This window comes from Vibrio sp. 2033 (genome assembly GCF_033339735.1).
In genome coordinates, this window is sequence record NZ_JAWOVC010000038.1 from 1 (window position 1) to 14,092 (window position 14,092).

A 14,092-nucleotide genomic window follows, 5' to 3' on the forward strand; every position below is an offset into this window, starting at 1 on the left:
CGCCTTACTGGATCTATGCGGTTACAGTTTTGCACCGCGATACGCGCAGTTCAGTAGTGTCATCAATGATCTGTTTGCCGTAACTGAAAATGAACACGGCGGCACCAACCTTGCCCTGAAAAAGCCCATCAGGACGAATGTCATCGAAACGGGATGGCAGGATATTAGGCGCATTGTTCTGTCACTTCAGACAAAGCGAACGACACAGGCAATGCTGGTAAGAAAGTTGTCTGGTTATCCTTCGGGGCACCCGACATTACAGGCGCTGACGGAGTATAATCGACTGGTCAAAGCGCAATATTTACTGGATTACATAGACAATGCCAGTTTGCGGCAGTACGTTCAGCGTGCCCTTAACCGGGGAGAAGCGTGGCACTTCCTGAGACGGGCTATTGCGTCGGTGAATGGCGATCAGTTCCGAGGCAAAAACGAGAGTGAAATCGCTATCTGGAATGAATGTGCAAGATTGCTTGCCAACGCGATCATCTACTTCAACTCCGCGATACTGAGTCATCTGCTGGGACACTTTGAAGCGAGAGGAGATGAAGAGAAAGCGGGTATCACTCGTGCTGTTTCGCCCGTTGCGTGGCAAAATATCAACTTAAGCGGAACGTATAACTTCACTAATACTGGGAAATTGCCCAATATTGGCGAAATAACAAGGCCGATAGTGGATGATTAGGCTCCAAGCTGAAAGTAAACCACCTCCGCAGCCATTTATTGGTGTGGTCTACAGAGGATTATGTCTTTTTAGAGGGGAAAATCCCTAGAACCCCACTCTATTAGCAAACCAGCATCTGTTTTTTTGGGGTAACCACTCTCCAGCGTCCTTTCCACACTTACCGTTGTCACCACAACGGTTTACAGTAGGTGAAGCTAATGTAAGATTCAGGAGATCACTGGCAAATTGAATGCGCATTTCACTGGATTGTGAGCACATTCCGCTATCATGTGCTTCACTTGTTGACACTATATGCTCAATGTCTGTGTATCGGTCAGATTCAAAGTAACTGCCAGTGTAAGGGCCATATATCAATCCCCCCATACTACTTACTATGTGATCTTCTACTCGTTGAGAATAGTTGTATTGTTGAGATTTATCGTATGGAGAACATCTATTCTCAGGTTTGACTATTAAACCCCGCCATATCTCTGTTGAATAAGCATCAAAAGAAACCAATAAGATGCTTGTAAGAACAGCTTTAGAAATTGTTTTCATAAACTTCCATTGATTATTATGGTACAGCAATATACTTGAATGCACTAAGCCCAAGCCTTTTGGCATTCGCTCTTGCTGCGGCCTTATTCTTGAATGGATAGATCCCATAACTAGCCAATGTATCTAGTGCCACATCTACCGAATCAATTAACCAAATATCACGAACACACGGAGGACTTCCAGATACTTTAACGTGAAATAAATCTCCATTTTCATCTAATGAAGAAATAGTTTTGGAATCCACATAATTTAGATCAATGTGAACTATCTCACCGTCACTTTTGTAAAACCTGGGATAATTATGAACTGTAACTAGAAGATATCTCATACTATATATTTGCCTTTTGTAGTTAATTTGTCATCGTTTAATGATTTACAGGCGGTATTGCCTCATAGCTAATGTGGTATATTTTTGCATTCTATTAATAGGTGTTCGCATGCACATAACTGTATCTAGTTCTGATAAAAATTTGGACTCTGAACATCACACTTTTGAACAACCTTCCTTGCTGCTTAAAAATCGTATTAAAAGCCCAGAAGCCCAATCCAAATTAAAAATTCTCCGTCTTTCTGATTCAGTACTCAATTGCCACTGTGTATCACCACCAGCCACAATGTATCTACGTAAAAGGGGGGATTACATATTCATGGTGAATCATTATGAGCATGGCCAACATCTGCAAAATTGTCCCTTGTACTCAGACATAAAAGGTTGCAGAGAAGCGGTAAATAGAGATATTTCGCCCTGAGGAATCCCCTAATGATTTTGATAAAAATCATAAATTTAAGGTAGATGCACATCTTGTCATGTGATCAAATGGTTCTGAGAAAAATCAATAACCAGACAACAAGATGTGCGAACTCGATATTTTACACGACTCTCTTTACCAATTCTGCCCTGAATTGCACTTAAAACGACTCAACAGTTTAACGCTGGCTTGCCACGCATTACTTGAATGTAAAACGCTCACTCTTACCGAACTTGGTCGTAACCTGCCAACGAAAGCCAGAACAAAACATAACATCAAACGAATCGACAGATTGTTAGGTAATCGTCACTTGCACAAAGAGCGACTCGCTGTATACCGTTGGCATGCCAGCTTTATCTGTTCAGGTAATTCGATGCCCATTGTTCTTGTTGACTGGTCTGATATTCGTGAGCAAAAACGGCTTATGGTATTGCGGGCTTCGGTGGCACTACATGGTCGTTCTATTACTCTTTATGAGAAAGCCTTTCCGCTTTCAGAGCAATGTTCAAAGAAGGCTCATGACCAATTTCTAGCCGACCTTGCAAGCATTCTACCGAGTAACACTACACCGCTCATTGTCAGTGATGCTGGCTTTAAAGTGCCATGGTATAAATCCGTTGAAAAGCTAGGTTGGTACTGGTTAAGTCGAGTCAGAGGGAAAGTGCAATATGCAGATTTAGGTGCGGAAAACTGGCAACCTATCAGCAACTTACATAGCATATCCTCAAGTCGCTCAAAGACTTTAGGCTATAAGAGGTTGACTAAGAGCAACCCAATTTCATGTCAAATTGCACTGTATAAATCACGTCCTAAAGGCCGAAAAAATCAGCGTTCGACACGGACTAATTGTCATCATCCGTCACCTAAAATCTACTCCGCTTCGACAAAAGAACCATGGGTTTTAGCGACTAACTTGCCCGTTGAAATCCGAACACCAAAGCAACTTGTTAGGCTCTACTCGAAGCGTATGCAAATTGAAGAAACCTTCCGAGACTTGAAAAGCCCAGCCTACGGTTTAGGCCTCCGTCATAGCCGAACTAGCAGCTCAGAGCGCTTTGATATCATGCTGCTAATCGCCCTAATGCTTCAACTGACATTTTGGCTTGCTGGAGTTCATGGTCAGAAACAAGGTTGGGATAAGCACTTCCAAGCTAACACTGTCAAAAATCGAAATGTACTCTCAACAGTGCGCTTAGGGATGGAAGTTTTGCGGCATTCTGGCTACACAATAACGAGGGAAGACTTGCTCGCGGCTGCAACCCTGCTTGCTCAAAATCTATTCAAACATGGTTGTGCTTTGGGGAAATTATGAGGGGATCCCTCAGTATTTCGCCTGAGTCCGAAGAATCAGATTTTAATACCTTTATTTATCACAGAGCGCTCCCTTCTACTGGAACTGATTCAACTAATCCAAAGTCAACTTCAACACGAACGCCCAGTGTACGGCATGGAGAGAGTAAGTTAGAAAGGCTGTATTATCATTTATTAACCGACACACTATCAAATTGGCATTTCTCCGGAAAATCTATGTCGGCTGAACAGCACTTATTCAAACTTAAGAGGTCTGCCAATAAAATCCTCTTTGGAAGTAGTACTCTTGATAAATACATATTTATCGGACCAACAGGTTTGAGATACGCTTTTTCAAAACTCTATCGTAAAACCGGGGCTGGGTGGAAAGGCCCTGGACGCCCACAAGCATTTTGCATGTTCATCACCAATACTATTGAGTTAAAAGAACATTCTTTAGTAATTGATGACACGTGTCTGTCGTTTACCCGTTTGGTGAGCCCTTTAGCCAAATCGGCACTTAAAGAAGTGGAAGGACCTTATTTCGTCTTAGCAACCTTATGCCAAATGCACTCAGAAAGAATTAAGCTACACACCGTTTACATCCAACCAATCGTTTCATTGACAAATCAGGTACCTATTACTTCATCATTTGAACGCAAGGTTTTTACCGCACTAATATCTAAAATCGATAATGGCTCAAAACGTTACAGTATTCAGAAAATACTAACCACTCAGATGCAAAGAAACACTTCGGACTACTCCACGCCGAGCTTTATCTTGCAACTGAAGAATAATCATGGAAAAGTGATTTACCGGAGTATGGTTCAAATTGACGATTCGATTTATAACTTAGATAGATTTAGTCGCTCACCCATTTCTCTATGGCGTGTTAACCACTCAATGACAATATCCCCTGATGAGCCAATAGATATTGCCACAGAAAAGATTCTTTAAACTATACGAGTTTTGACGTTACTCGAGCTCATCCGGTCAGACAGAGATCGACGTTTAGGGAAAACAACTATCAAGAACAAAATCGGCACCGTTAAGCAAATTAGAGTACCGAACAAACGATACACATAAGTAGAAACCTCAACGTTCTCACCTTCTTTTCCTTGCACCTGAAGTTTGAATATTTTTTCCCCTAACGTCCTCTTCAAAAGTATGTATTGGCCCATCATCGTAAAGAAAAAGAACACATAGAAATAACCTATGCTTTGGATAGTCAACGCATTTAGTTCAAAGACGTAAAACTCTAAAATACCGAATAATAAGCTAATCAAACAATAGTCGGTTACAAATGCCAAAAATCTCTTTATCACGTACCAACTCCGTTTAATAAAATATGTTCTTTAACCCTATTGATACAATCAATGTAAACATCTTTGTCAGTCATATCATCGACTTCACCCTTCTTCTTGATGAGTGCTTTCATATCTGGGAACGACAAAACCTGTCCTAATGCAATATTCAATTCATCATAAGGTACTGAGTCACCTAATGCCTCTTTTACTTTTCTTCTGACATGAACATCTTCGGCATCACTTGCTAATGACCATACTAAGCCAGGAGGTAACACCGATACGATAGGTTGAATAATTGGCGCTTGTATTTTCTTCAGCTTACCTATGTACAAGATTCCGCGCCCCATGCCATTTAAAATTCCAGCTTTACCGACATACGATTCTATAGATTCAAACTCATCATCTGTTAGCTTAAACTGTTCCTTAATCACCCGTTCTGTACCTACACCTGGGATGTTGCAAATGAAGGTATTAGTAGCCAAGTCGCGAATAGATGGAGGGAAAGCTTCGTACATCTGTGTCAATAAAGTGATGATCTCACGATACTTACGCGCTGTTTTTACTTCTTTATCAAAGTTTTCATCTAACTCAGGACATTGAGCCTGTTCGTATTCGTCTTGGAAGTAATACTTGGGTAAAGGCTTTTTCGCTCGAGCAATTCGAAGTGCACGCTTATAAAACACAGGATCTGCATCATTTTTTACATCATCTTCATGTACCCAGAAATGCCTTTGAGCTAGACCTTTTGCAAGAATAAACCATGCATTTTTCATCGCTGCTGGGGCGGAATCTACAACTGGTTTAGCGTTTACAAACAGCATTGAAAGGTCAGAGTAATCTACCATCGGATATGAGCCTAAAATTGCGCTATATCGATCTGTCATCAGCTGCACTGAAGCACCAATTAGGTCCAGTAGTTTTTCTCCTCCAACTTTGAAAGAACCCATAGCGCTTTGCTGTTCAGCCGACTTTACCTCTTTGGGTAAGTCAGAGATCAGCGGCCAAATATACCTATGAGCTATTTTTGACAATCTTAGGAAATATTGTCGTTGAGCGTTAGATATACCTTCTTCATTCGATGCTTTGTATAGGGCATTACGGGCGTTTAGGTAGCTGTACGACGACTCGCTCTTTAAATGTTTTTGTACAAGATGGTGAGCAAGCTCTTTCTGTATTTTATCGACGCCGGGTTGCGAAGGGTCAATTTTCCTAGGCTGTGAAATAGCCTTTGCTACCATACTGTCAATTATTGCTGAAACACAGTTATCAAGTTGTACGTGGATTGGCTGTTTCGAGCCACCATTGACTATCTTAGTAACAAAAGCAGTCGCAGTGTTGTTCTCCGGCTTAGCCAATTTATTGTAACCATATTGTGGCTCAAGCATGTTGTAAGCGCTTGTCTTTTCATTGGCAAGACTGATTGCCCCTACTTTAGCTCTATCCTCTTTCTTCAGGTTTGCCCTAACAGTTTCGGCAGTGAATAATATTGACTCACCATAGTCGACCCCCGCAATAAGAGGCAACGATGTCGTTCCAGCTAAGAAATGCATTGCCCTGGTTAATACACCAGCTTGAACTGACTTACCAGAACCCATAGATCCACTAACTAAATTCAAGTGATGTGACTGTGTTGAATCAAAGTCAATAGGCCATGGCTTGCCATCAGGTGTGATATAGAGCAATACGCCGGAGTCCCACGGCGAGGCAGGACGTATGATTGGAGCGGACGAGAAGGCTGTTTCAATACTGTCATTACTCGCTCTCCCAACAGGCCTTGAGCTATAGCCAGGTAAAGAGGATAAAAGGCCCTCTATAGGAAATGAGCACATACGTTGCCTTTCCCCTCCCCAACCTCTAAGTGCACTTTGTACGGCTTTGAAACGTGTATTAGTTTCCGTTTCGTTATCACCCCAAACAGTCACCGACATATAACACTCTACTGCACACCCTCCTTCTTGAATGAACTTTGTTGTCTTATTACAGGCTTTCAGAATTTCACTTGATATTGGGTTAGTTTTAGCAACGAATGTGGTGAGACTCGATTTAGTCATTTTAGAGGTTTGTATACTTTGGGAGCCAGAAACCAGAGTGTACGATATACGCATAGGAACATCTCTGTTAACTCGGTTTATAAAACTCCTCATTAACATAGGCTCATCCCCGACTAAGTAACGCTCAAGCGTGGTATAGCAGTGACCATTGAAAAACTTAAAGTCAGGTCTTTTAGCATCCTCAAAAGGCTGTTCTACTATCTGCGAATGTATGGAGCTATGCCCAATCTCATCAGTATCAACCTTGTAGGTATGATTGCTCATTATTTTAGGAGATGATTCTTGTCGTGTGGATGGTTTCCAACGGTCCTGGTTTTCAAAGTCTCGGTATAGAAGATCTCTGATTTCCTTTAATGCACGATGAGACTCTAGTTTTTCGAATAGAACGTACTCAGAAAAAATATTAGTCATTTCTGTAACAAAAGAACGATGCTGGTCGTAAATCTGCATCGTTTCTACCCAGTGATTCTGGGTCTTAGAGCTACTGCTTAAACTGTGACCATATTCATCTGCCAATTTTTTTCTATTTTCATTACCCTCTTTGATGTTTGGTCTATCAAGAGTTTGGGGTGTCGTAGTCAATACAATATAGGTCATCTCTGGCTTAATTAGCTGAGAAATGAGGCTCTTTTCAGTCTTGTTTAACTTCTCATTTTGGTAGCCCATCGTTTTTGATACAGAGTCCACTGTATTAAGACACTTGTTCACAAAGCTCTCAGAACGACTTGAATCAATATCGATAACAAAATCTATTCTGTTTCCACTGTCTGTAAAATTTTGTCGAGCTCTACTTGCCATAAAGTCAAGTATGGCAAGCTCCTGCTTATTTGAGTAGAACCTGTAAGCCCCGTTCAACTTTAGTAGGGTAACCATTGAACCATCGTGAGTTAGCAGTGAGTGAGGGTCAATGCTTGATGTTGTTTCTAATTGACAAATCTCATAGGGTTTATAGGCGATTAGATTCGCTAAAAATGAAAGAGCTCCCATTAGATAGTTAACCTCTTTACTTTCTTCGCAATAACTGGTTGAGTATCCACTCTTCTTGTAGATAGGGCTGTGATTAATTCACTCATTTGAGCTTTCTTATCCGCATCATCTAGCTGTTCAATTTGATCTAGTTTAATGACATCCTGTACCCCAAACGAGTTATGAAACTGTGAGTTAAGCTTTCCGAACACATTCAAATCTTGAAGCTTTTTGTATGTCTCGGGCATTTGACCATCTGAGAAAATTTCTAGCGGTTCAATTTCCATTTTCTACACTCCGATATCTGGCATTGCGCCAAATTTTTCTGCAATAATATTGGCTTTTTTTACATCTTGGCTACTTAACCAAACCCTTGCCGCACCGACACCAAACCCACCGCCGACGAAACCTGCTTTCATAAACGCTTCCGCAAGTTTGGAGCAAATAATCCTGTCATATGCTCTGAGGTACACTCCCAGGCCAGTAGCTTGTTTTTGACTTCCTAAGTGGACTTTATCGGCTAAGGCACACCAAATATTTTCACTGACCACACCTTTAGAGTAACTATATCTATTTTTTGATAGGTCTATTTCAGGCCTTACATCCAACTTACCAGCATTAGTTTTCAGGCCTCCCAAAATTTCAACCTCACAGTAACGTAAAATATCAATAACCTCTGGAAGAGCAGCCCATATTCTCGTTGTAGATTTCACACCTTCGATTCCAAAGGTAAAACTTTGAGCTCGCTTTGGGTCGATAGACTTTACTTTGATATTTAGAATTGCAGCAGTATTTTTATGGAGGTTCTTTAAACCTATTATGACTTTTTCTGTATCAGGGAGTAGTACTTTGTTTTTATATCCAGCAACAATTGGCCCATCGCTACTAAACGTAAATTCTTCCCAATTGTTATCCAAAGGAAAGTTTTGATTCATTAAGTATTCGAAATGCGCAACCCTTGGTAAGGTATAATGATAGATCTTTCCGTTTGCAGACTTTACAGTACCTTGGAATGACTGATACGCATCATTTAATGCCGCTTTAGCTGAAGCGTCTGCGAGTTCACTTATATTTAGTAGTTCAGAAGGTAGGAACCCTTGTGATTCCAGGTATTGTGGGATTTCACCACCAAGGCGATATCGAAGGTAGTCCGGATTAAGTTCGAATTTACCCTGTAGATCTGCAGCAATTGACTGAACTAGCTTTGCTAAATGTTGAATACCTTCAATATCTTTTTTAACATTCAACTCCCTCATTATCTGTTGTAAAGACAACCTTAAATATTGCGACGAACGTAGGTTAGGTACTTTGTAGAGGGCTTCTTTTTGAAATATAGAGTGTTGAATGTTAGTTACCCAAATTGTAGACATCTCCAAATCAGAATAGGAACTAAACTCCTTCACCTTGCCATCGACACAAGAGAATCCACTCCTAGGTTTTTTTTCATCGTTGAATATCGCTACGCCATATGTGTTCATTAATATCCTATCCTTCTAAACTAGAGATATGGTTGTTCACTATTTCTGGCCAATTGTTTGGGTCATAGAAATCTGAAAAGAAGTCTTGGTTCCTACTCCACTCCTCTATCTCTCGAGAAAAGGGATCTGGAGTAAACAGCAACCTTAAATGAGGGTACTTTAACTGACGTTCGGAATACTCTTTGTCATCCATAGCACGAAAGTCTTCAGCTAGTGCCCTAATGTTGGTTATTTTGTACACTTGACTTACTTGCTGCGCCGTAGCAGAAAGGAGCTCGATCCAGAGCCCTGTATCGCGTGCAATACGCAGAAGCGTAGTACCGCATTTTTCTGGACCTTGGATTTTTGCTAAGTAATTTGCAACCCAAGATATTCGAACGTAAGCATTGAGCTCCTCCTGGGTCAAAGAGGGACAAAAAACTAAAGTGGCAAGTTTATTATCTGCAACAAAACCCAGATGTTCACACATATGACATAGAGGGCATTTACACTCAAAGTTAATGATTTCGTTATGTTTGTGATTCCCATCCTTGTGATGAACATGTTGATACTTTTCTGAACGAAAATGGCAATCAGTACATCGATAGTCAACATCTGATAAAAACTCCACCCTTTTTAGTTGAAAGTCTTTATCATCAGATGGTTCTGGTGGTTCTGATAAACGCCATTGATGGCTTCTACTAACACCTATGAACATTACTCACCTATATATGTCATTTGTGGATATTTTACAATACCCCAATTATCATAATAATTGGGATGATTAACAAGGAATAATTTGGAGAGGCGTTAAGTAAGCGCTTATACCAAGATCGAACTGAGTACTTTTCCGATTGATATCTTTATAACGTGGGCAGGTGAACAGTAGAGGATGGCGAGCGATTATGAGTAAAGATGTGGCTTCTTTCTTTTTCTGTTGCTTATAAATACTGATGTTTCGGGTTATCGATTTATGCTACGCCATAGCTGTTTAATAGTGGCATTTGTATGATGCTTGCGGTTAGTAAACCATTTCCGATACAAAACGCCATCGGTCGCACCGATATTACCTTGATTACCTGCTAACCAAGCTCTGTGCAACTCACTTCTAGCAACCAGCCGCCTAAAACTTCTTGGCAAGAAAAGCTGCTCATACCCAACAAAATAGGCTCGCTCGCATATCAGTTTATATACACTTGTCATACAGTTTTCCTTATCCAGTTAATGTTTCTTTTTAGGTTTCAGCAGCGTCTTAACTAGCTTATCTATCTTACGCTTCTGCTTGTACATGGGCGGTTGTATAGGGCAACATCTAAGAGATCACTTAGCTCTCCAACAGCATCACCAGTTTTAGTCGGGTTTACTGACCTTTAAGCACCACCCCCAGTTCTTCTAGTGGCCATACGAGTGTCTAGTTCTTATGTTGAACATGGCTCCCTCTTTGTTATCAAGTTGTTCTGATGGCATTAATCCATTTGAATCGCCTATTTTGACAGTTGTCATAAGCATGTAGGTGTAATTCAATACCTTTTACACAATCTAGTTGTTTACAATCTCATTTTTTGCCGTTTTTTCCGTAGATAAAACCATACACTGCAGTAATAAAAGCGAAAATGAAGAACCACATTAAATTTTCATTCTCGATTAGAGTTTCTAGAGAAAAATCTAGGACAAATCGGACTAAGAAATAGGCACTAGCAAGGGCTGAAACGTTAGTAATAAAGTCCGCGAACTTCCGGTGGTTAGGTTTTGGTTCTGGCATGTTTTTTCCAATGTTGATTACAGCCCATGTCTAGGGCTGTATTTGTACTGTTTCTCTGCTCGCTTTCTTAAGCAAACAGCCTCAAAAAAGTCACTTGTGCTACTAAGGTACTTTTGCTTATTACCCACTCCGATGTAGGCGACAAAGTAGCCATTGATCTGTTTCACTCCAGTCACACCAGTTTTGTTGCGGCGACTTCTAGCTAAATTTCTCTGAGCAACGCAGTTGTCCCCCTACGTAAATTGCTCCATTTATCATTTAGAGAATCACCATCTTTATGATCGATGATGAAATCAGGAAAATGACCAGTCATTATTGACCAAGCGATTTGACCAGATGTGTACTCTTTACCGTCAATGACAATTCTGCGCCACACGTTGCCTTTCTTCCGCTTGACGCATCCCGCAACTAGATTAGCTCGGCGGCCTCTGCCCAACTTTTTCCACTGGATGATGCCACTATCAGGGTCATAGGTGAGTTGGTTTCTAATCTAAGTTACTAATTCCAATACTATCTTCCAACGTTAAATTCGCTCTAAAACTGGCAACTGAAATGAGCCAGTTGCGCTTTGTAACCAAGCACGATGTATCTGAGTGCGAGCAAGTAGCTTCCTAACCAATTTGGGGACTTCTTTTTTGGCTTTATCGGCTTGGTTATATGACCAGATCTGCAATGGCTCGTAACTATCTCTATCCAGCAGGAACTACTCTTTATATCCAACTTTATTGGGATTTCTATTACCAAATCTCTTTCTAGCCAACCACATCCCTAAGAACTGGAGTACGACAATCAAGATCATCACTGAAAAAGCCATTTCACGATTAATAACGCCAACGAAAAGTAACACTAGACTTAATACAAAACCGATGACAATTGCTTGTAAATGGTGCTTATGTAAAGAGGTTCCTTTAGGTTGCCAATATCTAGCTAATATATTGTCTAACATAAGGTGTTACCTACATCTTGATGAGAGCGTTAAAGAATAGTTCTCCATCAGTGAAAGCATCTTGCAACGTCAAACCGTATGCTCTGTGCATCCATGCGGATTTCAGGACTGATAGCCTACACTTAACTTGAAATTCTGCTTCTTCTTTATCTAAATTTGGATACCCAGCAACCCCCAATAATAGGTCATGTATGCGCTGATTAGATTGGCTCAACTTGATTATAATTGAAGGAGTAGTGATATAGTTTAGTTTCTCTTTAGATACCTCAGTTAGCTCCAACTCTGTAGCAATCACATCAAACCATAAGGTAACTTGTTGTACGCAGATGGAGCTATCGGCATTTGTATATTCACTCAGGCTATCACTAATTTCTTTAGCTAATACTATTTTCATTTCTTGTTAGTCCTTGGTCGTTGTCTTAACTTTTTCTTTAAGGTCTGCGTTCTTATTTTTGAAGCATTTTTACGGTTCTAAAAGGTAAATCTAAGGTTTTTATGAGCTAATATGTTCCCTATCCTAATTAACCTACTTTTTTAGCTAAAGACTTTGCCAGTCCCTCGTTAACAAATGATTTCCAATTTTCTTTAGTTAGTTCTGCCTCGACAACTTCTTCTTCGACTAGCGAAATGATGATTTCTCGATTAATTAGGTTTGTAGCCATGTCTAAATCATGTAAACGAAGGAACGATGTTACACCCCACAGCTTATCTGAATGAAGTTCCAAGCTATCAGGTAGACCCATAAGAGCAGCGAAAGCAAAATCACCTTGTCTTAATCCCCTGCAATGCAAAACCATCATATCTTCAAATCCAAGATAGATTGCTTCTAATGGTTTATCCTCATCATCGTTTGGCTTTAGATGAACTAACCATTTATCCTGATGGACATCAACTAAGTGATTCATCCCTTCATAGTTTTGTAAACCTCGAAGGTTATTGGACATGAGCACACCGTAAACCAACTTTAGTTTTAAATGATCATCATTTAATGGTGTGTCAGGGTTTAGCACACCCTCCTCTCCACGATCTAGAATAGGTAACTCAGCAGCATCTACCAAAACAGCTAAATCTTTTTCGGTATGGGGCATCTGCCATACTGCATATTGCATTTCATTCTTTGACAAAGTTTGCACTCCAAGTTGTTATTACTACTTCTATCAAAGGCACTCAAATCAACCTGTTAAATGCCTTTTGCACAAGTTCGATTTTTCCAATACTCTCAAGTTACTTAGTGAGTGGGATAGAATTTGAATCCATAAAAGAATCAACCTGTTTAACCAAGTCTACTGCTGTCGGCTCTGTCTCTAACGTTGACCGAAGTTTGTTGATTGTTGAAACGCACTCCTGATTAACTTTGAGAGTAATTTCACCTAGGTTGTTAATGTTGGAGTCACAAGCCAATTCCAACTTTGCATCAAGTAAACTTAGCGCAATAGAATGACCTAATTCGATTACCATTTCTTCTTGAGTCGTTGCTTGAGCTTGCAAGGAAAGAGCAGCTAAGATCGTAGCTACTAACTGTATTTTCATATTTTCGATTTTCCCATTACTTCAGCGACAAAAAATCGCCTGTGTATTCATAGTTGACAAGCGCATGTAAATCTCGCCTATGAGAAGGCGTTGCTTCTTCTTTAGCTTGCTCATAAAACCACTTTCCCGCACCATAAAGATCATTGTTGATGTCTAGCCACGATACATCATATTAATTACCATCTTTTTTGTTGATGGAATCAAGACGCTCGTTCCAAGTTCAACCATCTACATGCTTCACCAAAGAACGCATGTTTTCCTTAGATTTTTCAGTTAATTCAAAAGCGAATGGGTTAGAGGTGTTTGATAGTTTATCTAATTCAAGGTCATCTCTAGTTTCAGTCTTACTCCTGTTTTAGTCTCCTATTTTTAAAAGTTCAGCGTTCACATACTGCCATGTTGTTGAGTTAAACCAGTTAATCGGATCTATTTCCCTGTCTGGAACCAACCAATGAAAACCATCTTTTAATGCTTCTTTGTCTAGGCAATACTTATTATTATCTAAGAACCTATCCCAAAAGGAATTGTCAGATAATACATAATGATAATTTATGAGGGCAACGTATGGCAGGTAATAAGTGGCAAATCAGTGATGAACTCTGGGAGAAAATGGCTCCTCTCATCCCGGAACATAGAACTCAACACCCGCTGGGTACGCACCGCAAGCGGGTTGATAATCGCGCTGCAATGAACGCCATTTTCTTCGTACTCAGGACGGGTTGCCAGTGGAATGCGCTAAATGCCACCGGTATATGCTCGTCAAGCTCTGCTCATCGCCGATTTCAGGAGTGGCGGGATGCTGGCGTATTTGAACG

At 40.4% G+C, this 14,092-nt stretch carries 15 protein-coding genes; 4 read left to right on the forward strand and 11 right to left on the reverse strand.

What is annotated here, in order from left to right; genetic code table 11:
• A partial coding sequence (locus tag R7P74_RS23400; RefSeq protein ID WP_206947111.1) for a Tn3 family transposase occupies positions 1–682 on the forward strand: 682 nt, incomplete at its 5' end.
• A gap of 84 nt (positions 683–766) precedes the next feature.
• Here the strand turns inward: R7P74_RS23400 and R7P74_RS29940 are convergent.
• Positions 767–1,327 (reverse strand): GmrSD restriction endonuclease domain-containing protein, encoded by a 561-nt coding sequence (locus tag R7P74_RS29940; protein ID WP_369292832.1) that lies wholly within the window; start codon positions 1,325–1,327, stop codon positions 767–769.
• Between the two features lie 744 nt (positions 1,328–2,071).
• Here R7P74_RS29940 and R7P74_RS23405 point away from each other — a divergent pair.
• Together R7P74_RS23405 and R7P74_RS23410 are read left to right on the forward strand one after the other, a co-directional pair.
• Positions 2,072–3,280, forward strand: a complete 1,209-nt coding sequence (locus R7P74_RS23405; RefSeq protein WP_032073033.1) for an IS4 family transposase — start codon at positions 2,072–2,074, stop codon at positions 3,278–3,280.
• A gap of 215 nt (positions 3,281–3,495) precedes the next feature.
• On the forward strand, positions 3,496–4,215 hold the full coding sequence (locus R7P74_RS23410; protein ID WP_203347283.1) for a hypothetical protein: 720 nt from the start codon (positions 3,496–3,498) through the stop codon (positions 4,213–4,215).
• On the opposite strand, the gene R7P74_RS29945 is transcribed toward R7P74_RS23410, so the two are convergent.
• The 10 genes from R7P74_RS29945 to R7P74_RS23455 form a co-directional block, all read right to left on the reverse strand.
• Positions 4,212–4,583, reverse strand: a complete 372-nt coding sequence (locus tag R7P74_RS29945; RefSeq protein WP_025767057.1) for an RDD family protein — start codon at positions 4,581–4,583, stop codon at positions 4,212–4,214. The two genes, R7P74_RS23410 and R7P74_RS29945, sit on opposite strands and share 4 nt — an antisense overlap.
• Entirely contained in the window at positions 4,580–7,603 is a 3,024-nt protein-coding gene (locus R7P74_RS23415) for a hypothetical protein (RefSeq protein WP_203347281.1), read from the reverse strand. The genes R7P74_RS29945 and R7P74_RS23415 overlap by 4 nt, the downstream gene beginning before the upstream one ends.
• Entirely contained in the window at positions 7,603–7,869 is a 267-nt protein-coding gene (locus R7P74_RS23420) for a hypothetical protein (protein WP_025634882.1), read from the reverse strand. Before R7P74_RS23420 ends, R7P74_RS23415 begins: the two co-directional genes overlap by 1 nt.
• A 3-nt stretch (positions 7,870–7,872) precedes the next feature.
• Positions 7,873–9,060 carry a hypothetical protein gene (locus tag R7P74_RS23425; RefSeq protein ID WP_025634881.1) on the reverse strand — a complete coding sequence of 396 codons (1,188 nt, stop codon included), beginning with the start codon at positions 9,058–9,060 and terminating at the stop codon, positions 7,873–7,875.
• 7 nt (positions 9,061–9,067) lie between these two features.
• Positions 9,068–9,757, reverse strand: coding sequence for an HNH endonuclease signature motif containing protein (locus R7P74_RS23430; RefSeq protein ID WP_025634880.1), 690 nt, complete (start codon positions 9,755–9,757; stop codon positions 9,068–9,070).
• A 1,246-nt stretch (positions 9,758–11,003) separates the two neighbouring features.
• Positions 11,004–11,177, reverse strand: coding sequence for an HNH endonuclease (locus tag R7P74_RS23435; RefSeq protein WP_140050538.1), 174 nt, complete (start codon positions 11,175–11,177; stop codon positions 11,004–11,006).
• 327 nt (positions 11,178–11,504) lie between these two features.
• The gene (locus tag R7P74_RS23440; protein WP_025767062.1) at positions 11,505–11,747 is read right to left on the reverse strand and encodes a hypothetical protein; all 243 of its coding nucleotides are present in this window, start codon (positions 11,745–11,747) and stop codon (positions 11,505–11,507) included.
• Positions 11,748–11,757: 10 nt separating this feature from the next.
• Positions 11,758–12,141: a hypothetical protein gene (locus tag R7P74_RS23445; protein ID WP_025767063.1), complete on the reverse strand. Its 384-nt coding sequence runs from the start codon at positions 12,139–12,141 to the stop codon at positions 11,758–11,760.
• Between the two features lie 127 nt (positions 12,142–12,268).
• Entirely contained in the window at positions 12,269–12,871 is a 603-nt protein-coding gene (locus tag R7P74_RS23450; protein ID WP_140050539.1) for a hypothetical protein, read from the reverse strand.
• A 100-nt stretch (positions 12,872–12,971) separates the two neighbouring features.
• Positions 12,972–13,277, reverse strand: a complete 306-nt coding sequence (locus R7P74_RS23455) for a hypothetical protein (RefSeq protein WP_169567642.1) — start codon at positions 13,275–13,277, stop codon at positions 12,972–12,974.
• 564 nt (positions 13,278–13,841) lie between these two features.
• On the opposite strand from R7P74_RS23455, the gene R7P74_RS23460 reads away from it, so the two are divergent.
• On the forward strand, positions 13,842–14,092 hold a 251-nt coding region (locus R7P74_RS23460; protein WP_206937396.1), incomplete at its 3' end, for a transposase.

Bases quoted from the DNA above. Each gene is read 5' to 3' on its own strand.
- R7P74_RS23410 (WP_203347283.1), top strand. From the start codon at position 3,496: ATGTCGGCTGAACAGCACTTATTCAAACTTAAGAGGTCTGCCAATAAA.
- R7P74_RS23425 (WP_025634881.1), bottom strand. From the start codon at position 9,060: ATGAACACATATGGCGTAGCGATATTCAACGATGAAAAAAAACCTAGG.
- R7P74_RS23445 (WP_025767063.1), bottom strand. From the start codon at position 12,141: ATGAAAATAGTATTAGCTAAAGAAATTAGTGATAGCCTGAGTGAATAT.
- R7P74_RS23455 (WP_169567642.1), bottom strand. From the start codon at position 13,277: ATGAAAATACAGTTAGTAGCTACGATCTTAGCTGCTCTTTCCTTGCAA.
- R7P74_RS23440 (WP_025767062.1), bottom strand. From the start codon at position 11,747: ATGTTAGACAATATATTAGCTAGATATTGGCAACCTAAAGGAACCTCT.
- R7P74_RS23430 (WP_025634880.1), bottom strand. From the start codon at position 9,757: ATGTTCATAGGTGTTAGTAGAAGCCATCAATGGCGTTTATCAGAACCA.
- R7P74_RS23405 (WP_032073033.1), top strand. From the start codon at position 2,072: ATGTGCGAACTCGATATTTTACACGACTCTCTTTACCAATTCTGCCCT.
- R7P74_RS29940 (WP_369292832.1), bottom strand. From the start codon at position 1,327: ATGGGATCTATCCATTCAAGAATAAGGCCGCAGCAAGAGCGAATGCCA.
- R7P74_RS23420 (WP_025634882.1), bottom strand. From the start codon at position 7,869: ATGGAAATTGAACCGCTAGAAATTTTCTCAGATGGTCAAATGCCCGAG.
- R7P74_RS23415 (WP_203347281.1), bottom strand. From the start codon at position 7,603: ATGGGAGCTCTTTCATTTTTAGCGAATCTAATCGCCTATAAACCCTAT.